The 21,821-nt window shown below is 38.6% G+C and carries 19 protein-coding genes; 11 read left to right on the forward strand and 8 right to left on the reverse strand.

Annotation, left to right across the window (positions count from 1 at the left end; translation table 11 throughout):
* The first annotated feature begins 9 nt into the window (after positions 1 to 9).
* The 3 genes from rimO to ABIB30_RS14710 are packed head-to-tail and all read left to right on the forward strand — an operon-like array spanning position 10 to position 4,069.
* Positions 10 to 1,344: a 30S ribosomal protein S12 methylthiotransferase RimO gene (gene rimO / locus ABIB30_RS14700; RefSeq protein WP_354303235.1), complete on the forward strand. Its 1,335-nt coding sequence runs from the start codon at positions 10 to 12 to the stop codon at positions 1,342 to 1,344.
* Positions 1,345 to 1,390: 46 nt separating this feature from the next.
* Positions 1,391 to 2,977: a bacillithiol biosynthesis cysteine-adding enzyme BshC gene (gene bshC, locus ABIB30_RS14705; RefSeq protein ID WP_354303237.1), complete on the forward strand. Its 1,587-nt coding sequence runs from the start codon at positions 1,391 to 1,393 to the stop codon at positions 2,975 to 2,977.
* 9 nt (positions 2,978 to 2,986) lie between these two features.
* Positions 2,987 to 4,069, forward strand: a complete 1,083-nt coding sequence (locus tag ABIB30_RS14710) for an Ldh family oxidoreductase (RefSeq protein ID WP_354303239.1) — start codon at positions 2,987 to 2,989, stop codon at positions 4,067 to 4,069.
* Between the two features lie 73 nt (positions 4,070 to 4,142).
* On the opposite strand, the gene lepB is transcribed toward ABIB30_RS14710, so the two are convergent.
* Genes lepB through ABIB30_RS14735 form a run of 5 tightly spaced genes read right to left on the reverse strand, consistent with a single transcriptional unit; the run spans position 4,143 to position 8,478 of the window.
* The gene (gene lepB, locus ABIB30_RS14715) at positions 4,143 to 5,336 is read right to left on the reverse strand and encodes a signal peptidase I (protein ID WP_354303241.1); all 1,194 of its coding nucleotides are present in this window, start codon (positions 5,334 to 5,336) and stop codon (positions 4,143 to 4,145) included.
* A gap of 8 nt (positions 5,337 to 5,344) precedes the next feature.
* A complete protein-coding gene (gene dapB / locus ABIB30_RS14720; RefSeq protein ID WP_354303243.1) occupies positions 5,345 to 6,085 on the reverse strand; it encodes a 4-hydroxy-tetrahydrodipicolinate reductase in 741 nt (246 codons plus the stop codon).
* Between the two features lie 44 nt (positions 6,086 to 6,129).
* Positions 6,130 to 6,747, reverse strand: coding sequence for a DUF5683 domain-containing protein (locus tag ABIB30_RS14725; protein WP_354303245.1), 618 nt, complete (start codon positions 6,745 to 6,747; stop codon positions 6,130 to 6,132).
* Positions 6,747 to 7,664 (reverse strand): ParB/RepB/Spo0J family partition protein, encoded by a 918-nt coding sequence (locus ABIB30_RS14730; protein WP_354303247.1) that lies wholly within the window; start codon positions 7,662 to 7,664, stop codon positions 6,747 to 6,749. The genes ABIB30_RS14725 and ABIB30_RS14730 overlap by 1 nt, the downstream gene beginning before the upstream one ends.
* A 10-nt stretch (positions 7,665 to 7,674) precedes the next feature.
* Positions 7,675 to 8,478 carry a ParA family protein gene (locus tag ABIB30_RS14735; protein ID WP_068406272.1) on the reverse strand — a complete coding sequence of 268 codons (804 nt, stop codon included), beginning with the start codon at positions 8,476 to 8,478 and terminating at the stop codon, positions 7,675 to 7,677.
* A 179-nt stretch (positions 8,479 to 8,657) separates the two neighbouring features.
* On the opposite strand from ABIB30_RS14735, the gene ABIB30_RS14740 reads away from it, so the two are divergent.
* Positions 8,658 to 9,179: an NADPH-dependent FMN reductase gene (locus ABIB30_RS14740; RefSeq protein ID WP_354303249.1), complete on the forward strand. Its 522-nt coding sequence runs from the start codon at positions 8,658 to 8,660 to the stop codon at positions 9,177 to 9,179.
* Here the strand turns inward: ABIB30_RS14740 and ABIB30_RS14745 are convergent.
* On the reverse strand, positions 9,176 to 9,631 hold the full coding sequence (locus ABIB30_RS14745; RefSeq protein WP_354303251.1) for a hypothetical protein: 456 nt from the start codon (positions 9,629 to 9,631) through the stop codon (positions 9,176 to 9,178). The genes ABIB30_RS14740 and ABIB30_RS14745 overlap by 4 nt on opposite strands.
* A gap of 135 nt (positions 9,632 to 9,766) precedes the next feature.
* Here ABIB30_RS14745 and ABIB30_RS14750 point away from each other — a divergent pair, with 135 nt between their 5' ends.
* Positions 9,767 to 11,308 carry an ABC transporter substrate-binding protein gene (locus ABIB30_RS14750; protein WP_354303253.1) on the forward strand — a complete coding sequence of 514 codons (1,542 nt, stop codon included), beginning with the start codon at positions 9,767 to 9,769 and terminating at the stop codon, positions 11,306 to 11,308.
* An 80-nt stretch (positions 11,309 to 11,388) separates the two neighbouring features.
* Here ABIB30_RS14750 and ABIB30_RS14755 read toward each other — a convergent pair whose 3' ends face one another.
* Together ABIB30_RS14755 and leuS are read right to left on the reverse strand one after the other, a co-directional pair.
* Complete coding sequence (locus ABIB30_RS14755; RefSeq protein WP_354303255.1) at positions 11,389 to 13,818, reverse strand: TonB-dependent receptor; 2,430 nt, start codon at positions 13,816 to 13,818, stop codon at positions 11,389 to 11,391.
* A 233-nt stretch (positions 13,819 to 14,051) separates the two neighbouring features.
* Complete coding sequence (leuS, locus tag ABIB30_RS14760) at positions 14,052 to 16,847, reverse strand: leucine--tRNA ligase (protein WP_354303257.1); 2,796 nt, start codon at positions 16,845 to 16,847, stop codon at positions 14,052 to 14,054.
* 186 nt (positions 16,848 to 17,033) lie between these two features.
* On the opposite strand from leuS, the gene ABIB30_RS14765 reads away from it, so the two are divergent.
* From ABIB30_RS14765 to ABIB30_RS14790, 6 genes are read left to right on the forward strand one after another with little or no spacing between them, the layout of a single operon-like run.
* Complete coding sequence (locus tag ABIB30_RS14765) at positions 17,034 to 17,912, forward strand: cell division protein FtsX (protein WP_354303259.1); 879 nt, start codon at positions 17,034 to 17,036, stop codon at positions 17,910 to 17,912.
* Positions 17,913 to 17,918: 6 nt separating this feature from the next.
* Entirely contained in the window at positions 17,919 to 18,143 is a 225-nt protein-coding gene (locus ABIB30_RS14770) for a DUF3098 domain-containing protein (protein WP_183868485.1), read from the forward strand.
* Between the two features lie 6 nt (positions 18,144 to 18,149).
* Positions 18,150 to 18,944, forward strand: coding sequence for an undecaprenyl-diphosphate phosphatase (locus ABIB30_RS14775; RefSeq protein WP_354303261.1), 795 nt, complete (start codon positions 18,150 to 18,152; stop codon positions 18,942 to 18,944).
* 24 nt (positions 18,945 to 18,968) lie between these two features.
* Complete coding sequence (truB, locus tag ABIB30_RS14780) at positions 18,969 to 19,718, forward strand: tRNA pseudouridine(55) synthase TruB (protein ID WP_409339010.1); 750 nt, start codon at positions 18,969 to 18,971, stop codon at positions 19,716 to 19,718.
* Positions 19,719 to 19,726: 8 nt separating this feature from the next.
* On the forward strand, positions 19,727 to 20,590 hold the full coding sequence (locus ABIB30_RS14785; RefSeq protein ID WP_354303263.1) for a YitT family protein: 864 nt from the start codon (positions 19,727 to 19,729) through the stop codon (positions 20,588 to 20,590).
* Positions 20,591 to 20,601: 11 nt separating this feature from the next.
* Positions 20,602 to 21,534, forward strand: coding sequence for a bifunctional riboflavin kinase/FAD synthetase (locus ABIB30_RS14790; RefSeq protein WP_354303265.1), 933 nt, complete (start codon positions 20,602 to 20,604; stop codon positions 21,532 to 21,534).
* Positions 21,535 to 21,821 lie beyond the last annotated feature (287 nt).

Below are 21,821 nucleotides of genomic sequence, written 5' to 3' on the forward strand. Positions count from 1 at the left end.
ACACACAAGATGAATACGAAAACGACTTCTAAAATTATCCCTGTTAAGAAACCAAAAATCAACGTAATTACACTGGGTTGTTCCAAAAACATTTACGATTCTGAGGTTTTGATGGGACAATTAAGAGGGAATAGCTTAAATGTAGTTCATGAAGCTAATGACATCAACAAGGATGATATCATTGTCATCAATACCTGCGGCTTCATTGACAATGCAAAACAGGAGTCTATTGATACTATTCTTCAATACAGTCAGTTAAAAGAAGAAGGTAAAATCAGTAAAGTAATTGTAACGGGATGTCTTTCTGAACGTTATAAGCCTGAACTGGAATCAGAAATAAAAAACGTTGATGCCTTTTTCGGTACTAACGATCTGCAAAATATATTACATTCATTAGGTGCAAATTATAAGCATGAATTGATTGGAGAACGTTTATTGACCACGCCTTCACATTTTGCTTATTTTAAAATTGCAGAAGGCTGTAACCGCCCCTGCTCTTTTTGTGCGATTCCTTTGATGCGTGGTAAACATGTCTCGACCGAAATGGAAGCTTTGGTCAAAGAGGCAAAAATATTAGCTGCCAACGGAACTAAAGAATTAATACTGATTGCTCAGGATCTAACGTATTATGGTTTGGATATCTACGGCAAACGTAATCTGGATGAATTGTTAAGACGTCTTTCTGATATCAATGGTATTGAATGGATCAGGTTACAGTACGCTTATCCTTCAGGATTCCCAATGGAAATTCTGGATGCAATGAACGAAAGAGAGAACATCTGTAAATATCTGGATATGCCTTTACAGCACATCACCGATAATATGCTGAAGTCTATGCGCCGTGGAATCACGAAACAAAAGACTATTGATATCGTTAATCAGATCAGAGATAAAGTTCCTGGAATTGCAATGCGTACTACACTGATTTGCGGTTACCCTGGTGAAACTGAACAGGATTTTGAAGAAATGTTACGTTGGGTAGAAGATACCCGTTTCGACAGGTTGGGTTGTTTTACGTATTCTCATGAAGAAAAAACGCATGCACATAATTTAGTGGATGATGTACCTGATGAGGTAAAACAAGAGCGTGTCGATGCGATCATGGAATTACAACAAGGAATTTCTTATGAAATCAACCAGGATAAAGTAGGTCAGACTTACAAAGTCCTGGTAGATCGTAAAGAGGGTGATTTCTTTATCGGACGTACCGAATTTGACTCTCCGGAGGTTGACAATGAGGTTTTAATCGACGCTGGCACAGGTTATGCGGCAAATGGTAGTTTCGTAAACGTAGCAATTGACCGTGCTGAAGATTTTGATCTATATGGACAGATTGTAAAATAATATTGTGTTTCGCTGAATTATGGTTTATTAACTTAATTTCGTGGCAATGCAGGCCAAGTACATCTCTTATCAGCAAACACACGCTTTTTCATCCATTGTATTGGATTACATAGATGGAAAGGATAATTTGGAGTCTTTTTATAAGTACTCCCCTACTTTAGAGGGTTTTAAAAAAGCTATCGGAGACCGGAAATATTCCGGTGACCGCAACTTATTAGTAAACAGCCTGCACAAGCAGTATCAGCATTTACAACCTTCTGCTTTAGTTCTTGAAAATATCAACTTATTAGCTGATGACCGCACGTTTACCATAACGACAGGCCATCAGCTAAATATTTTTACAGGCCCCCTTTATTTTATCTATAAGATCGTTACTGCGGTTAAACTGGCTGCAGATCTCAAACAACGTTTTCCTGATTATAACTTTGTACCTGTCTACTGGATGGCTACTGAGGATCACGATTTTGAAGAAATCAACCATGTGAAAGTAGAGGATAAAATGCTCACATGGAAAAAGAACGCTGCAGGTGCTACCGGCAGGTTAACGACTTCTGATATCACGGATGCACTTGTTGGCTATAAGGGTTATCTGGGTATCAGTGAAAACGGTACTGAATTTTCACAAATAGTTGAAAAGGCCTATACTTCCAATAAAACGCTTTCTGATGCAACACGCGAACTGGTAGACACCTTATTTGGTAAAAAAGGTTTAGTTTGTGTAGATGCTGATGATGCAGCATTAAAAGCACAGTTTTCACCAATTGTATACCAGGATATTGTTGAGCAAAACAGTTTTGCACAGATTAATACAAGCAGCGCAGCTTTAGAAGCAAAAGGTTATAAACCTCAGGTGAATCCAAGAGAGATCAATTTCTTCTATATGGACAACCAGCTTCGTGAACGTATTGTAGAAGAAGATGGCGAATATAAGGTCCTGAATACCGAAATCAGTTTCACAAAAGAAACTTTAAAGCACGAAATAGCTCATCATCCTGAGCGTTTTAGTCCCAACGTAGTTATGCGTCCGGTTTACCAGGAATTAATTCTGCCTAACCTTGCTTATATTGGTGGTGGAGCTGAAGTGACTTATTGGTTACAATTAAAAGCGAATTTTGATTTCTATAAAATCCCATATCCTATCCTGATTCTAAGAAATTCAGCTTTAGTTATAGACGATAGAAGTGCCCGGAAAATGCAAATTCTGGATATCAGTCCGATCACTCTATTCAATAGTGATGAGCAATTGAAAAACCAGTGGATCAAAGCACATGTAGGCGACTCTCTTTGTCTGGATGATGAACAACGTGCAATAAGAGCTGTCTTTGATCAGATTAAGTTAAATTCCTATAAAATAGATAAAACGCTTTCTATGTCTGCGGAAGCTGCTAAAACAAAAGCTTTGAAACTGGTCACTAACCTGGAGAAAAAACTTTTGAGAGCTGAAAAGCGAAAGCATACGACCTCTTTACAGCAAATTGATACCTTAAAAAATAAATTATTTCCATCAGGCGTACTGCAGGAACGTGTGCTGAATATTGCTCCGATGTATATACTTTATGGGGAAGATTTTATTGAAGGTTTATTAGCTGCATTCAAACCGCTCGATTATAAATTTACGGTTTTATACGCTTAACTCATTCAAATGACCTTTCATACTTTTACAGAGACACGTTTACGGAATTTCACCAAAAGCGTCTTTTTGAGAATGGGCTGCTCTGCAACAGATGCGGACCTGGCCACAGACGTATTATTACGTTCTGATCTCAGAGGCATAGATTCCCATGGCGTAGCCCGGTTAAGCGGTTATATCCGCTTATGGGAGAAAGAAAGAATTAATGCGACCCCAAATATCAGGGTTGTACATGAAACGCCAACAACTGCCACTGTAGATGGCGATGCTGGCCTTGGCCTGGTAGTTGCTCCATTTGCAATGAAAATAGCGATGGAAAAAGCTGCGATATACGGTAGTGGATGGGTTGCAGTCAAAAATTCCAATCATTTCGGCATTGCCGGCTATCATGCTTTACTGGCTGTAGAAAAAGATATGATTGGAATTAGTATGACTAATGCAAGTCCTTTGGTGGCCCCTACTTATGCCAATGAAAGATTATTAGGGACTAATCCGATGTGTTATGCTTTCCCTGCAGGCAAATATCCACCCGTAGTGGTTGATATGGCTACCGCAGCTGCTGCAAATGGAAAACTGGAAATTGCACAGCGTGCAAACCAGCCAATTCCTGATGGCTGGGCACAAGATAAAGATGGTCATGGAACAACTGATCCCAATGCACTGAAAAATGGCGGTTCTTTATTGCCGCTGGGAAGTGACAAGGATCATGGTAGTCATAAAGGTTACGGTTTAAGTGCAACTGTTGATATTTTGACAGCGGTCCTCTCAGGAGCTAATTATGGCCCGTGGGTCCCTCCTTTTGTGGCTTTTCTTGAACCTTCAGCAAATCCTGTAGGAGAAGGCTTAGGTCATTTCTTCGGGGCAATGCGCATAGATGGATTTCGCCCTGCACAAGATTTCAAGGATCACCTGGATAACTGGATCGGGCGCTTTCAAAGTGCTCAAACCATCGATCCCGCCAAACGGGTAATTATTCCTGGAGAGCCTGAATATACATTCGAACAGGAACGCAGGATAACTGGAATCCCTTTAGTGGAACCAGTTGTAAACGATTTAAACGAACTGGCAGATAAACTACAGATTAGCCGGTTATAAAAAAAGGGTTGCTATGTCTCTGACATAGCAACCCTTTTTATTTATAGGCCTGACTCTGATTATAAATCCTGGCTTAATGAATACCATTAAATAAACGGCCCCATCTGATTTTACTAAAGAAAGAACCATTGGTATCATAACTCATCCAGATGAATAAAGCCTTTCCTACAATATGATCTTCTGGTACAAATCCCCAATATCTTGAATCCAGTGAATTATGCCTGTTATCTCCCATCATCCAGAAATAATCCATTTTAAAAGTATAACTATCAGTTTTTACACCATTAATTAACCATCCACCAGCAACTTTCTCTACCTTATTACCTTCATAAGTAGAAATTGCCCGCTGATACAAAGGCATAGATACGCTATCCAACTTGACAGTCCATCCTTTTTTAGGAACCTGAATAGGGCCCCAGTTATCAGCATTCCATTTCCTGTTTGGGTCCTGTGGAAATACATTAGCTTCAACTGCACCCGGTGCAGCAGTACGGGTGTTAACAGCAGCAACGAAATCCAGTTTCTTTACTTTATCCATCATTACTGGTGTACCGACAAAATTATAAGTGTCCTGAGATAAAGCACTGATATCCCTGTCAATGACAAAACCCATTTCTTCAAATACCTGGAAATTGACATCGCTGGTTTTAAACTTTACCATATAGTCGATTTGTCCTGTATTTTTCATGGGTTCAGCTTTGCCATTGATTGTAACCAATCCATTTGACATACTTAAGATATCACCGCTGATACCAATACATCGTTTGATATAATTCTCTCTTTTATCTACTGGTCTGCTGACAATTGTATACTGGTTCTGAATAGCTTGTTTACCAACTGCACGTACCATGTCATAATAATCTCTGTCCTGTGCTTCTAATGCCACAGTATCACCATCTGGAAAGTTAAAAACTACCACATCATTTCTTTTGATATCCTGCATTCCAGGTAGTCTGCGGTATTTCCACTGTATGCCGTCATAATAAGCTTTTGTGCCAGTGACAGGCATTGTATGGTGTGCGAAAGGAAAAGCAACCGGAGTCATAGGTATCCTTGCACCGTAATTCACTTTACTCACAAACAAAAAATCGCCGATTAACAGCGACTTCTCCATGGAACCCGTAGGAATAGTATAAGCTTCAATAAAAAATACGCGGATAACAGTTGCGGCAATTACAGCGAAAACAACGGCATCAAACCATTCTCTGCTTTTGGTCTTTTTCTTTTTCGGCTCAGTATTATTCTTTTGCCAGAACTTCCAATTCATATGTTTTGTTATTTTAAATTAAATATATCAGATATATTATAGAATCCTTGTTTATTTTGCAGCCATTCAGCTGCCACTACTGCACCCAATGCAAATCCGGCACGGCTATGCGCAGTATGTTTCAATTCTATTTCATCTACTTCTGAACTATAAATCACCGTGTGTGTACCTGGAATATTCTCAATCCGCTGCGAAGCGATCAAAACTTGTTCCTGTTTCAGCACTTCTATAGCAGGATTACCATCCAGTTCGTTTACCCATTCAGATTTACGATCCATATTTTCGATAATGCCTTCTGCAAGTGTCATGGCTGTACCACTTGGTGAATCCAGTTTCTGCGTATGGTGAATTTCCTCCACCTGTACTTCATATACGGGATAATTGTTCATTACTTTTGCAAGCACTTCATTAATATGAAAAAACAAATTCACACCAATACTGAAATTAGACCCATATAACAAGGTATTATTACGGCGCAGACATTCGTCCTTTATTTCCTGCAATTGTCCATACCAGCCCGTTGTACCTACAACAATAGGCACATTTGCATCAAAGCAAGTATATATATTATTAATAGCAGCATCAGGTGTACTGAAATCTATGGCTACATCTGCTTTTCTTAAATTAGAAACAGTCAGGTCGGCCAGGTTATCTATGCCTACTTTCAGGACAACTTCATGTCCTCTTTCTATAGCAAAACGTTCAATAATCTGACCCATTTTACCGTAACCGATTAAAGCTATATTCATTTATTTATATTTTAAAAAAGATGGTTGGTAAATCATATTGAAATTTAAAATCTGAAGGCGACTTTGAGACCAGGGTTAAAAGCATTGTATCCATACATAAGCGATTGTGTACCGATTACAGTAGGAGAAATCTTAATAGCCAGGTTATCTCCTATATCAAAATAGGAAAGCCGTGCATCCACATAAGCCTCAACGATGTTCACCACGTATAAACCAACGAAAGAGAAAATGATAACTTCTTTATTTCTCCGGTACACGTCTTTTGCGGTGATCAGGCCTGGAGTCAGGATATTGGCCAGCGGACTACCCTGTGTAGGCTGGTCATTATGTTCCGCCCTGTACTGAAGCTCAGTCAGGTATTCGTGATATTTATTATTATTCTGGATGAAAGAAATCGCCAGCAAAGTACCTCCTGTATAAATTGCAGCTATTTTTATACCGCGATAGACAGTTAATCCGTTTCCATACTGTCCCCAGCCTGGAATCAGCGCAGATCTGATTGCTGCCTTTCTGCCAGCAATACGGCCAAGATTTACATAACCCGTATCCGCTTTAACCGGAGTACGTTTAAGACTATCGCCTTTTACACTAAATTTTTCCTGTCCGCTAACTGCAAAAACAGTGCAGCAAAACAAAACCGATAACAGTAGGTTTTTTGGCATTACCAATCTAATAATTCTAATATTCTGCTCAGGTCATCATCAGAAACAAAAGGGATTTCAATTGCACCCTTGCCATTCTCACCAACTTTAAGTTTCACTTTAGTTGCAAATCTTGAAGCCAGATCTTTTTGTAATTTCTGATATTCGAAAGACACACCCAACGGCTGTCTTGCACTTTTAGGTTTCAGCTGAAGACTATTGATACTTCGAACTAATTCTTCCACCTTACGTACAGAAAGTCCCTTGTCAATAATTTCCTGATGGATAAACAATTGTTTATCGGTTTCTTCCACACTAATCAGCGCACGTGCATGTCCCATAGAAATTTTCTGATCACGGATAGAGATCTGTATGGCTGGAGGCAATTTGAGTAAACGCAGGTAATTGGTAACCGTTGACCGGTTTTTACCAACACGCTCTCCTAACTGTTCCTGTTTAAGATTACATTCTTCCAGCATGCGCTGAAAGCTCAGTGCAACTTCAATTGCATTTAAATTTTCACGCTGAATATTCTCGATCAGGGCCATTTCCAGCATCTGCTGATCATTGGCTTCACGGACATAGGCTGGAATTTCCGTTAACCCAGCTAGTTTAGAGGCTCTTAAACGTCGCTCTCCTGAGATTAACTGATAATTTCCTCCTGCAGCTTTTCTGACAGTAATTGGCTGAATTAATCCCTGTACCCTGATGGAATCAGCCAGTTCATTTAACGCAACCTGATCAAACTCAGAACGCGGTTGATAAGGATTGGTCGCGATATCACTGATTTTGATATGACCGATATTACCTGATTGCGTTTTCTGTTCAGTTTCACTGACCGGATTAATTGCATTCTTTTGTGGATGAGCCGAATCCGAATCATCTAAAAGAGCACTTAATCCTCTACCTAAACCTGTTTTTCGCTGAAACGATGTCATTAAGTTATATTTAAATAGTTGCAGAAGTCAAACCCTGGTTTTCTTTGACCAATCCGTTTTTACGGACAATCTCACGGGCAAGGTTCAGATAATTTATTGCTCCCTTACAATTTGCATCATGCATGATGACCGAAATCCCATAACTTGGTGCTTCACTTAGACGGGTATTTCTTTGTATAATCGTATCAAATACAAGTTCCTGGAAATGTGTTCTTACTTCTTCTACAACCTGGTTAGATAAACGCAAACGTACATCGTACATCGTTAACAAAATACCTTCAATCTCTAATTCAGGGTTTAACCTGTTTTGTACAATTTTTATGGTATTCAATAGTTTACCAAGTCCTTCCAATGCAAAATATTCACATTGAACAGGTATAATAACAGAATCCGCAGCGGTTAAAGCATTGATTGTAATCAAACCCAGTGAAGGGGAACAATCAATAATGATAAAATCATACTGGTCTTTAATCTTCTCCAGAACGGCTTTCATTTTATACTCCCTGTTGGTCAGGTTGATCATCTCAATCTCTGCCCCAACCAGGTCGATATGTGCTGGTAATAAATCAAGATTAGGTGTTTCTGTCTTCTGAATAGCCTCAGATGGTTCTACATCATTGATGATGCATTCATAGATACTATTTTTGATGCTTCTTGGATCAAACCCAATTCCTGAAGTTGAATTGGCTTGAGGGTCTGCGTCTACTAATAAAGTTTTATATTCTAATACGGCCAGGCTAGCGGCTAAATTTATAGATGAAGTTGTTTTACCTACTCCACCTTTCTGATTTGCCAATGCAATAATTTTACTCATTTATCTTTTTAATAATTACCAATTATTTCCTGAGAATTTGTGAATTAGATCCTTTAGGTATAAAACGCTATTTTTACCTACATTTAGGGGCTTTTTAACAATTAGCTAAGATACAAACTAAATGACAATATTAGCGTTAAACAATAGCGTGTTTTAAACATCTTATTAACAATTTTTACATGATTACGATCATCTCCGGCACAAACAGACCCGATAGCAATACGCTGAAAGTCGCAAAATATTATAGAGAAGCGCTCGCTAAAAAAGGACAAGAGGCTAATATACTGAGTCTGACAGACCTTCCGGCTGAATTAATCATTTCCGATTTATACGGAAAAAGATCTCCAGAATTTAAAAAGATACAAGAAAAAATTACGGCAACAGAAAAATTTGTATTCATTATTCCTGAATATAACGGTAGTTTTCCAGGTGTTTTGAAAACATTGATAGATGCTTGTGACTTTCCAGACAGTTTTTATGATAAAAAAGCCTGTCTGGTTGGGATCTCATCCGGTAAATATGGCAACATTAGAGGAATTGATCATTTTGGCGGCGTATGCAGCTATCTGCACCTGAATGTCCTGCCGCTGCGTCTACATATTCCAGCCATCAAAACAGAACTGGACGAGCACGGTAATTTTTATAAAGAAGATACTTTAAAATTTACAGGACAGCAAATAGACAAGCTTATTGCTTACTAAACAGCGAAGGATGTCCAGTTTTTTCCTTCATTACCAAAAATAAAATAACCAGGATAAAGCATTTCTGCCATGTCTTCCATAGCCTCTACAAAGGATACAGGATCACTTAAAAAGGCAGAAGTGTCTTCCATCAGATAAACACAGTTATAAGCTACCGCAGGCCACTCTTTTTCTAAAAGAGCAGGCACCATTCCCATCAGCTGACCAATACCTGTATTGGTTTGATGATAGATCAGTACTTTCGCTTGCTCAACGATTTCAAGTACTTCGCCACCTACAGCTTCAAGAAGCACATTTAATACCGGGTTAGGGGTATTATTTGTATCCAGGCAAGTCACCGGTACTTTGTCCATAAATTTAATCTTATGCAGAATAATATCCACACGCTCCTGCAAATCCTCGCGCAGCGTTTCATCCCCAACATTATTTATAAGTGCATTTAAAAAAGACATATCGATTAATTTATTACTTTGTGCAAAAGTAATATTCCTGATCTGATGCCCCGAATTATAAAAAATATATTTTACACTTTATGTCTTATTACCCTCTGTAGCTGTCATTCTGGGACTAAGGACCACGATAAAAAAGTGTTTAACCTGAATTTTGACCAGAGCCTGACTTCATTAGACCCTGCTTTTGCCCGTAATCAGCCTGCAATATGGATGATGAACCAGCTTTTTAACGGTCTTGTTCAGGCAGACAGTGCACTAAATACGATTCCGGCAATTGCTAAATCCTGGGAAGTAGCGCCGGATGGGCTCCAATATACATTTCATCTGCGCAATGATGTACACTTTCATGATGATCCCCTTTTCACCAATGGTAAAGGAAGAAAAGTTGTTGCAGCAGATTTTGCCTATAGCTTTAACCGTTTGTCAGATCCTAAAGTGGCTTCTTCCGGAGGCTGGATCTTTAGCGACAAGGTGAAAGACAAAAATAGCTTTCAGGCGCTCAACGATACTACGTTAATTATCCATTTAACAAAACCATTCCCTGCATTCCTCAATCTTCTGACTACACAATACTGTGTAGTCGTACCTCATGAAGTAGCAGATTATTATGGAAAGGATTTCAGGAGTCACCCAATAGGTACAGGACCTTTCCGTTTTAAATATTGGAAAGAAGAAGAAATTCTTGTGCTGTTGAAAAACGAAAATTACTGGGAAAGAGACAAAGGAAAAAAACTGCCTTACCTGGACGCTGTGAAAGTCTCTTTCATCACAGACAAACAAAGTGCTTTTATGTCCTTTATCAAAAAAGATCTTGATTTCTTTTACAGTGTTGATGGAAGTTACCGTGATGATATTTTAACCAAAAGTGGCCATATGACCAACAAGTATAAAGGGAAATTCCAGTTAATCAAAGGAGCCTATCTATGTACGGAATATGTTGGAATACTAGTAGACACCTCAAAATCTATTGTCAGAAACTCACCTTTAAGATTTAAAAAGGTACGTCAGGCAATCAATTATGGTATAGATAAAGCAAAACTGATCAAATATTTACGCAACAGCACAGGGACTCCTGCGACCTCTGGTTTCGTCCCAAAAGGAATGCCCGGCTTTGACAGTATTAAAGTAAAAGGCTATCACTACGACCCCGTAAAAGCGGCGCAATTACTCTCTGAGGCAGGTTTTCCACATGGAAAAGGAATGCCGGAACTAACACTCAGTACTTCTACCACTTACAAAGACATTATAGAATTTATCCAGGGTGAATTAAACTCATTGGGCATAAAAATCAAAGTTGATGTTACACCAAGTTCCAGCTTAAGAGAACTGATGTCTAAAAATGAAGTCAATTTCTTCAGGGGCTCCTGGATTGCAGATTATCCGGATGCAGAAAACTATCTCTCTGTTTTCTATTCCAAAAACCGCGTCCCTTATGGCCCTAATTATACCGGGTATTTCAATAAAGAGTTTGATCGCTTATTTGAACAGAGTTATTATGAGAATGATGCAAAAAAACGTTACGCATTATATCAGAAAATGGACAACATGGTTATAGAAAACGCCTCTATTGTCCCTATTTTATATGATCAGTCAGTGACTATGCTTCAAAATAACATTAGTGGTTATCCGATCAATCCATTAAGTGTAATGATTTTGAAAAGGGTTAAAAAGAAATAAGGTTAGCCTTTTCAGTCCGTGATCCTTGAAGGATTACGGACTGAAAAGGCTAACCTTATTTCTTTTATACTGACCAGGGATTATTGTTTCGGCCCAGCACCTCCGCCTAATCCTCCAGCACCTTCATCCTGCTTCAAGTCATCATTAGAAATTCCTTTTTTCTTTTTTGGAGCAGAAAAAGTCACCTTACCAAACTTGTAGCTAAAATTGACCCCAAAAGATCTTAACGGATAATAAATATTCATATTCTGACGGAAGTCAGCTCCAGTATTTTCATTATGAATATGCAGGTCTCTTGAAAAGACATTCAATACATTGACACCAACTGTCGCTTTCTTTTTCATGATCTCTTTCTTGAACGCACCACCATAAAAGGCCATTGGTCCTGAAGTACCCTGAAAAGTTCTTCTTGATGCATTATACACCCCGAAAATTTCCGTATTCCATCCACCTTTAAAAGAAATTGCAGATCTCGCAAACACCGAGTAATTCACAAATACACCAGTACTCTGGTTCGTCTGTGAATTCCTTAAATCATAAGTATTTAAGCTAAAATTCCCCATTAAAGTCCACTTAGGTAATGGATTATAGGTAGCGAATACATTGGCACCGTAAGATTTATTTTTACCGACATTGGCATAAGTAGTCAGCTTTTGCTCAGGGAAATACAGACTCTCAATTACGTCTGTAGTCGTGCGGTAAAATATTGAGGCATTAATTACAGACCCTTTAATAAAAGTCGAATAACCAAGCTCCACAATATCGCTTATTTCAGGATTTAAATTCGGATTACCCTGCTGCTGATTCTCCGGATCATTCCTGTTTAAGAAAGGGTTCAGATAAGACAAACTTGGTCTTTGCATCCTGGTGTTATAACTCAATTTCAACGTAGAATTTCCTTTCAGTGTCTTGGAGACAATTACACTTGGAAATAAATTAAAATAATTATTATTGAAATTCAATGAAGAACCAGACACCCCGCTGATGTCGGTGTATTCTGCTCTTAAACCACCCTTAACATCAAACAATTTAGCAAGTTTAAAACTTAAAACTCCATAAGCTGCACCAACATTTTGTTTATAATCAAAATCCTGTTCGCTGCTCTGGTACTTACTTTTTATATCTCTTAGAATCCCCTTAACACCGGTTTCCAAAGACATCGTTTTACTAAAAGGATAGACATAATCCGTTTGTAAAGTATACTCATTATTTTTACCCGTATTATCACCATTTACGTCAGGAGCCAATGCTGACCCATCAGGATTAATCAGGCGCGTATTAAATTGGGTCGTATTCCTGCCAAAACTTGCCTGACCGGAAACCGTAAACTCTTCTCCTTCTTTTTTAGTTGTTTTTCTGTAGTCAGCACTCCAGTCTATGTTATTTAAACTGCTCTTGCTATCAGAAGAGCGTACATAAGCCCTCAATATAGTATCCATGATACTGCTGGTCACATTTGAATTTCCTTTTGCACCATTCGAAAAATTATTGTATTTGATATTCGTAGAAAGACTGTTATAGGCATTAATATCATAATCCAGACCGATACTTCCATTATAAGCATATCTTTTTGCTTTACTGAACCCTTCCTGAAAGATATGTGATTGCTGGCTGTAGACATCATTTTCTAAAACAATTCTTGTATCCTGAGGGATTGCATACTGCCCTCCAAAGCTTGAACTGATTCCTAAACGTCCCTTTTTAGCATTTAAACTGAAATTACCATTATTCTGGCGTGTACCAACAGATAACGAAGCATTACCATTGACCCCTTGCGCAGTTTTCTTTTTGGTGATGATATTGATAATTCCACCTGCACCTTCTGCATCATATTTTGCCGAAGGACTTGTGATCACCTCCACGCTTTTAATTTCTTCTGCAGGAATCATCTTCAAAGCATCGGCAACACTGTTCGACATCGTTCCTGAAGGCTTTCCATTAATCAGTACCCTGACTGCAGAGCTCCCGCGCAAAGAAGGATTTCCATCAATATCAACCGTTACCATCGGCACTTTACGCATCACATCACCGGCATTACCACCTGCTGTGGTTACATCCTGTTCCGCATTATAAACCAATTTATCAATTTTAGTTTCTATCATCGGTGTTTTACCAACAATAGCAACCTCTTTCAAATTGCTTTCTGTACCAGTTAATAAAACATTTCCAAGGTTCAGATCAGGCTTCTCAGGGCTGGTTTTAATCAGCATAGTTTTACCCTTATAGCCCATAAAGCCAATCAATAATTTATACTGATCAGGGGACACATTTTGTAGTACAACCTTACCTTTTGCATCAGTTACACCTCCATTAACCGATTTATTATCTTTAACCCTGATCAGAGATACCGTTGCATAATCAACAGGTTGTTTAGTAGCAGAGTCAATAATAACAGCACTTATCCTTCCTGTTATAGTTACCTTTTGTGCTCCGCCACCGAGTGCAAATTGGGCATTAACCTGCTGTATTAATCCCAGAAAGACAAATAATAGTAGTAGTTTTCTTTTCATAGTTTAGTGATCGTGTGATTCTGTGTGTGTGTTGTTTAGTCGTCGTGTGTTGTTTAGTCGCCGCAAATTTAACTTTGTTACCGGCTATTTAAAATTCTTTTTGCTGATCAGATAATTATTGCCGGTAAACAGCAGAAATTTACCGGTAATTATTGGAAATGCCTTTAAATAAAAATGGTTATTAAAGATTTGACTCCTTAATAACCATTCGGTATATTAAATATGCTATTGAATTAAATCACAATATTCACAATACGGCCTTTAACTATAATCACTTTTTTAGGTGTTTTACCCTCAAGATATTTCTGAACCTGTTCATCGGCCAGCACAATTTCTTCAATCTCTTTAGTTTCAAGTGCTAAACTCAGATTTAAGTTTAACCTGGTTTTTCCATTTACAGAAACCGGGTAACTGAACTCATCTTCCACTAAATGCGCCGGATTAAATTCCGGATAAGCAGCATAAGATAAACTACCCTCATTTCCTAACAACGACCATAGCTCTTCTGTAATATGCGGTGCATATGGAGAAAGAACAACAACCAGATCTTGTAAAATACTGCGTTTATTACATTTAAGATCTGTCAGTTCATTAACCGCGATCATAAAGCTGGATACCGAAGTATTGAAAGAAAAACGTTCAATATCATCCTGTACCTTTTTAATAATTTTATGCAAGGCCTTTAATTCAGCTTTTGTAGGTTCAGCATCTGATAAAGTAAACTCCCATTGGTCGTTGTGGAATAAACGCCAGAATTTACGAAGGAATTTAAATACCCCCTCAATCCCGTTCGTGTTCCATGGCTTACTTTGTTCAAGCGGGCCTAAGAACATTTCGTACATCCTTAAAGTATCTGCACCATAACTGGCAATCAGTACATCAGGATTCACAACATTGAAATAAGATTTAGACATTTTTTCTACCTCTACCCCACAGATATATTTACCATTCTCCAGAATAAATTCTGCATCAGCAAATTCAGGTCTGAACAACTTAAATTTTTCAATATCCAGGATTTCATTCTCTACAATATTTACATCGACGCGTAATGCCGAAGTTTTATAATTGTTCTTCAAACCATGAGAAACCAAAGTATGAGTGCCCTTGCCCGATTCATCAGCTACCCGGTAAACAAAATTTGTCCTGCCCTGGATCATTCCCTGGTTAATCAGTTTTTTGAAAGGCTCTTCTTCTTTGACATAACCCATATCTTTCAGGAACTTGTTCCAGAAACGGCTATAAAGCAAGTGGCCTGTAGCATGTTCAGCACCACCGATATATAAATCTACATCTTTCCAGTACTCAATTGCTGCTTTACCAGCAAACCCGGTTTCATTGTTGGAATCCATATAACGATACCAGTACCAGCTCGAACCCGCCCATCCTGGCATTGTACTCAACTCATAATGATACTGATTTTCGTAAGTCCAGTTTTCAGCTCTGCCCAGAGGCGGCTCCCCAGTTTCAGTTGGCAAATACTTATCAACCTCAGGTAACAATAAAGGTAATTCCTCTTCCTTGATCAAATATGGCAGACCATTTTTAAAGTATACCGGAATAGGCTCTCCCCAATAACGCTGACGACCAAATATCGCATCCCGCATACGGAAATTCACTTTCGCTTTCCCTGCACCCTGATCTTCCAGCCACTTATTCAAAGTAGTGATTGCTTCTGTATAAGTCATTCCATTGATGAAACCAGAATTGATATATTTACCTTCTTTAGTACCATCGGCCTGTACATCAATATCCTTTTGCGCATCAAGGATCTGTACAACAGGCAGATTAAAATGCTTTGCAAATAACCAGTCACGCTGATCGCCACTCGGCACGCCCATTACAGCACCAGTTCCATAACCAGCAAGCACATAATCAGCGATCCATAACTGGATACGCTCACCACTTACCGGGTTTACCACATAAGTACCTGTAAAAGCACCAGAAACTGTTTTAGTATCCGCCATACGGTCTAACTCAGATTTCTTTTTAGTTTGTTCTATATAATTCTTAATAGCATTGACCTGCGCTGGAGTAGTCAATGCTGCAACCAGTTCATGTTCCGGTGCCAGCACCACATAAGAAACACCAAAAATCGTATCCACACGTGTGGTAAATACCTCAATATAATCGGTATTAATGGCTGCATCGGTTTCGATTTTGAAGCGGACACTCGCACCTACACTCTTACCAATCCAGTTACGCTGCATTTCTTTAACCGGTTCCGGCCAGTCAATTGTATTTAAACCCTGTAACAAACGTTCCGCATAAGCAGAAATACGCATGCTCCATTGCATCATTTTTTTCTGTTCCACAGGGTGCCCGCCACGTTCAGAAAAACCATCTTTCACCTCATCATTAGCCAGTACCGTTCCTAATGCTGCGCACCAGTTTACTGTACTTTCTTTCAGAAATGTTAAACGGTATTTCAACAGCTCTTCCTGTTTTTCTTCTGCGGTCATGTTTGCCCAGTCACCTGGCATGAAGCTTTTCACGTCCTCATCACTTGCTGCTTTTACATCAGCACTGCCCGAAGCATTGAATTTTTCAATTAAAGTATTGATATCTTCAGCACGGTCCGTTTCCAGGTTATACCAGGAATTGAACAGCTGCATAAACACCCACTGCGTCCATTTATAATATTCAGGTTCGCTGGTCCGTACTTCGCGGCTCCAGTCAAAAGAAAAGCCAATCTGATCCAGCTGACGACGGTAAGTACTGATATTTGCTTCAGTCGTTAACGCCGGGTGCTGACCTGTTTGTATCGCATATTGTTCTGCCGGTAATCCAAATGAATCATATCCCATAGGATGTAAAACATTGTATCCCTTTAATCTTTTGTATCTTGAAAATATATCGGAGGCAATATAGCCCAGTGGGTGGCCAACATGTAAACCCGCACCCGATGGGTATGGAAACATATCAAGCACATAAAATTTAGGTTTGGCTGATGTCGCCTCTGCTTTAAACGTTTGGTGTGCTGCCCAAAACCCCTGCCACTTCTGTTCTATTTCTTTAAATTGGTAATCCATTACAAAAATCCTTTATATACGGCGAAAATAAAGAAATTAAGGAGGTTTTAGAAGCCTTATCAAAAGAACTTTAGCGATATAAACGATATTCATACCAAACAAGATATTTTACCCGTTTAAAAGGCATCTAGTTTGCATATATTTTTTTATTTTCGCAGAACATAAAATACACCCAACTCATAAAATATGGAAGAATTTGAAGTTAGTGATGCTTCTAAGAAGACGAAAACCATTTATATCTCCACTATATTTAGTATAACCCTGGTTTTGTTGATGCTTGGCGTATTGGGACTAATACTGGTACATGCAAAGAATCTTTCTAACTATGTAAAAGAGAATATTGTATTAAATATCATAGTTGACGAAGGCGCAAAAGAACCAGATGTTATTCAGTTCAGGAAAGAACTTGATGCTAATCCTGCCGTTAAACAGACAGAATATGTGAATAAAGAAGTAGCTGCAAAAAATCTTACGCAAGATTTAGGCGAAGATTTCGTGAATTTCCTGGGTTATAACCCACTACTTTCTACTGTTGATGTTTACCTTAAAGCTGACTACGCAAACAATAAAAGTATTGACGCACTGAAAGCCACAATCAGCAAAAACCCTGTAGTTAAAGAAGTTATCTATCAGAGTTCGCTAATTGACATGGTCAACAAAAATATCAATACCATTGGTTTAATTGTATTGGGATTTGCTGCTATATTACTGGTTATCTCTGTAGCCTTAATCAATAACACAATCAGGCTGGCAATTTATTCACAGCGTTTCCTGATCAAAAGCATGCAATTAGTAGGTGCTACAAAGAATTTCATCCGCAAGCCCTTTATTTTCTGGGCGATGCTGCATGGTTTAATTGCTTCGTTTATCGCTATCCTGATCTTGCTTGGGCTGTTGTATTATGCACAAAAAGAAATTCCTGAAATCATTATTTTAAGAAATTACACCGAATTTGGTATCGTTCTGCTTGGTTTAGTAGGGATGGGGATTTTCCTGACCGCGCTGAGCACAACCTTTGCAGTAAGCAAATATTTACGTTTAAAAATTTACGACCTTTACAGATAATAACAAATGATCGAGAAAAAAACTAGTCCTGCAACGCAAGACCCTAAAAATGAAATGGTTTTTACAAAAAAGAATTATCAACTGTTGTTAATCAGTATGGCTATTGTTGTAGTTGGCTTTATGCTGATGATTGGAACAACTGACATTTATGATCTGAGAAAAACTCTTCTTGCTCCAATGGTTGTACTTTTTGGATTCGGATTTGGTATTTACGCAATCCTGAAAAAGTAAGCTTACATGACTCTTATAGATGCCATTATTCTCGCTGTAATAGAGGGACTGACTGAGTTTTTGCCAGTTTCTTCTACCGGCCATATGATCCTTGCCTCTTCCTTTATGGGAATTGCATCCGATCCATTCGTAAAATTATTTACCATTGCGATTCAGTTGGGAGCAATTCTTTCGGTAGTGGTATTATACTTCAAACGTTTCTTCAAAACAATTGGTTTCTACGTTAAACTACTGGTTGCGTTTATTCCTGCAGCTATTTTTGGATTACTGCTGAGCAAGAAGATTGACCAGATGCTGGAAAGCCCGATGACAGTTGCTATATCTTTAGTAGTCGGAGGTATAATTCTTCTTTTCGTAGACAAATGGTTTAATAAGCCAACTATCCATGAAGAAGAAGAGATCAGCTATCTTACCGCTTTAAAAATTGGATTTTTTCAATGTCTGGCCATGATACCTGGTACATCAAGATCCGGTGCAAGTATTGTTGGCGGTATGTCTTTGAAATTAAGCAGAAAAGTAGCTGCTGAATTCTCTTTTTTTCTGGCTGTCCCTACTATGTTTGCAGCAACAGGAAAAAAGTTATTCGATTTTTATAAAGAAGGCAATACCATTAGCCACGATCAGATTCAACTGCTTGTGATCGCTAATATTATTGCATTTATTGTAGCCTTACTCGCTATTAAAAGTTTTATCGGTTACCTGAACAAACACGGATTTAAAGTGTTTGGATGGTATCGTATCATTGCTGGATTGATCATCATTGTATTAATATATAGCGGGCACAACCTGCAAATAATTTAATGTGTAAATTGCAGCTTAATTTAGATTACCATTTTGAGCGCACAAAAGTTACTGGAAAGAACCTTCAATTTTGCCGAAGGAGAGTTATTACTCATCAATAAACCCTATAAGTGGACGAGTTTTGATGTAGTAGGGAAGATCAGGAATTCGTTAAAACCCCTGAAGTTAAAAGTTGGCCATGCAGGTACATTAGACCCTTTGGCCACAGGTTTATTGATTTTATGTACAGGAAAACTGACTAAACAGATAGACACCTTTCAGGCAGAAGACAAAGAATATACCGGAACGATGATCCTGGGGGCTACAACACCCTCTTTTGATATGGAAACAGTGGTTGATCAGGAATATCCACTGACTAATTTAACTGAAGAAGCAATTTATGCCGCTACTGCACCATTTACCGGCGACATACAGCAATATCCACCAGCCCATTCCGCAGTTAAAGTAAACGGAGAACGTTTATATGTTAAAGCCCGCAGAGGTGAAGAACAGGAACTGAGGCTCCGTTTTGTATCCGTACCAGTTTTTGAGATTACCCGTATTGCCTTACCTGAAGTTGATTTCAGAATCGTTTGCAGTAAGGGAACTTATATCAGATCATTGGTTTCAGATTTCGGGAAACATCTTGAAAATGGTGCCTATTTATCGAAACTTACCCGTACAAGAAGCGGAAATTTCTCTTTAGAAGACGCTTTTGAAGTAACCGACCTGGTTGAATACCTTAAAAACAAAAGAGAAGCTGCCGCAGCTGAACAAGCCGGCACAAACACTTAATAGCTATTATGCACAATCACCTTAAAAACACTTATCTACGTCATCTAAAAGATTTTACTTTAATCGGACTAGGCATTGTTTCTGCCTGCTTCGGTCTTAAAAGCTTTTTGATGCCAAGTGAGTTTATAGATGGCGGTGTAACGGGTATATCTCTGCTGATCAGTACACTGACAGGATTTAAACTCTCGTATCTGATCCTGTTGATCAACATACCTTTTGTGATTTTAGGATATTCACAAATAGGTAAGGCATTTGCTATAAAAACAGCTTTAGCCATTGTTGTTCTTGCTGTTTTTCTGATCATCCTGCCCTTTCAGCCTGTTACCCATGATAAATTACTGATCGCTTTTTTTGGTGGTCTGTTTTTAGGCGGAGGTATTGGCCTGGCTATGCGTGGCGGATGTGTCATTGACGGAACAGAAGTACTCGCTTTATATATCAGTAAAAATAGCATGCTGACTGTTGGGAATATTATCCTGATCCTTAACATTATCATTTTTGGGGTTGCAGCAATTTTCCTGGATATAGAAACAGCGATGTATGCAATTCTAACTTATTTATCAGCCTCCAAGACCATTGATTTTGTAGTCAACGGACTGGAGCAGTACATTGGCGTAACCATTATTTCTGAGAAAAAAGAAGACATCAAGCTATTCCTGATCAATGATATGAAAAGGGGAGTGACTATTTATAAAGGTGAAGGCGGATACGGAGAGAAAAAAGAAATTGACATCTTATATACAGTAGTTACAAAACTTGAAATGGGTAAACTGCAAAATGAAATCCGCCAGTTAGATCCGGATGCTTTTATTGTGCAGCAGCAGATTTCTGACCTCAAGGGTGGCGTAGTAAAACGACATGCCTTGCATTAATACTAAAGATTTTGAAGATATATAACCACCTTTCCGAATTTAAAAGGTTGAACAACGCAGTTGCAACCATAGGCACTTTTGACGGGGTTCACTTCGGGCATCAGAAAATCATTAACAGGCTTTGCGAACTAGCGAAGACGACCGGTGGCGAAAGTGTAATTCTGACCTTTTTTCCTCATCCCCGGTTGATTATCGATCCGGAAAACCAGGATCTTAAAATGATCAATACCATTGAAGAAAAAGCAGAAATATTAGCGGCCCTGGGAGTTGACCATCTGATCATTACTCCATTTACACGTGATTTTTCCAACATGAATCCTGCTGAGTATATCAAGAATATCCTGGTAGATACCATTGGCATCAAGCAACTGATTGTTGGTTATGATCATCGCTTCGGAAAAGACCGTTCTGGTGGCATGACAGATTTAGTCGCTTTTTCCCGCCCCTATGGTTATGAGATAGAAGAAATTAAAGAGCAGGACATTAATGATGTTGCTGTCAGCTCCACTAAAATCAGGAAATCATTGCTAGAGGGACAAGTTGGTTTAGCAGCAGAATATCTGGGCTATAATTTCTCTTTGTACGGACCAGTAATCAAAGGAGATAAAATAGGACGTACAATTGGCTTCCCAACAGCGAACATATTTATTGAACAGCCTTATAAAATCATCCCATCCGACGGAATATATGCAGTGACCGTTGAAATGGAAAATGAGACTTATAAAGGAATGGCTTATATAGGTCAGCGCCCAACGATCAATGGAATGACCAGGAATATAGAAGTCAATATCTTTGATTTTAACAAAGAAATCTATGGTCAGTACATCAAAATGAACTTCATGGAATTTCTCAGACATGATGTGAAGTTCACCGGACTGGAAGCACTTAAAATACAACTACAACAAGACAAAGAAGATACCTTAGCTTATTTTGCGCAGAGTTAATTCAAATATGTGTCATCTTTGCTCAAAATAAACGTCAATTCATTAAAGAAAACGCCTCTTTTTTTGTATATTTACAATAATGAGGCGTTTTTTAATGATTATCACAATCTTTTTCATTACAAATTCATGCTTTGCATTAAAGCCTGGGCGCATTCAGGCTGCCTGTATATCAGCTTTAGAAATTAAGGCAATTTCTCTTCATTACCAATTCAATAAAACACAGCACCAAGACGTATCGAACTTAAACGGAGATGATTTTGAACATCCTACCGTGATACAACAAGGTT

It is taken from the genome of Pedobacter sp. UYP1, assembly GCF_040547305.1.
GTDB lineage: Bacteria > Bacteroidota > Bacteroidia > Sphingobacteriales > Sphingobacteriaceae > Pedobacter.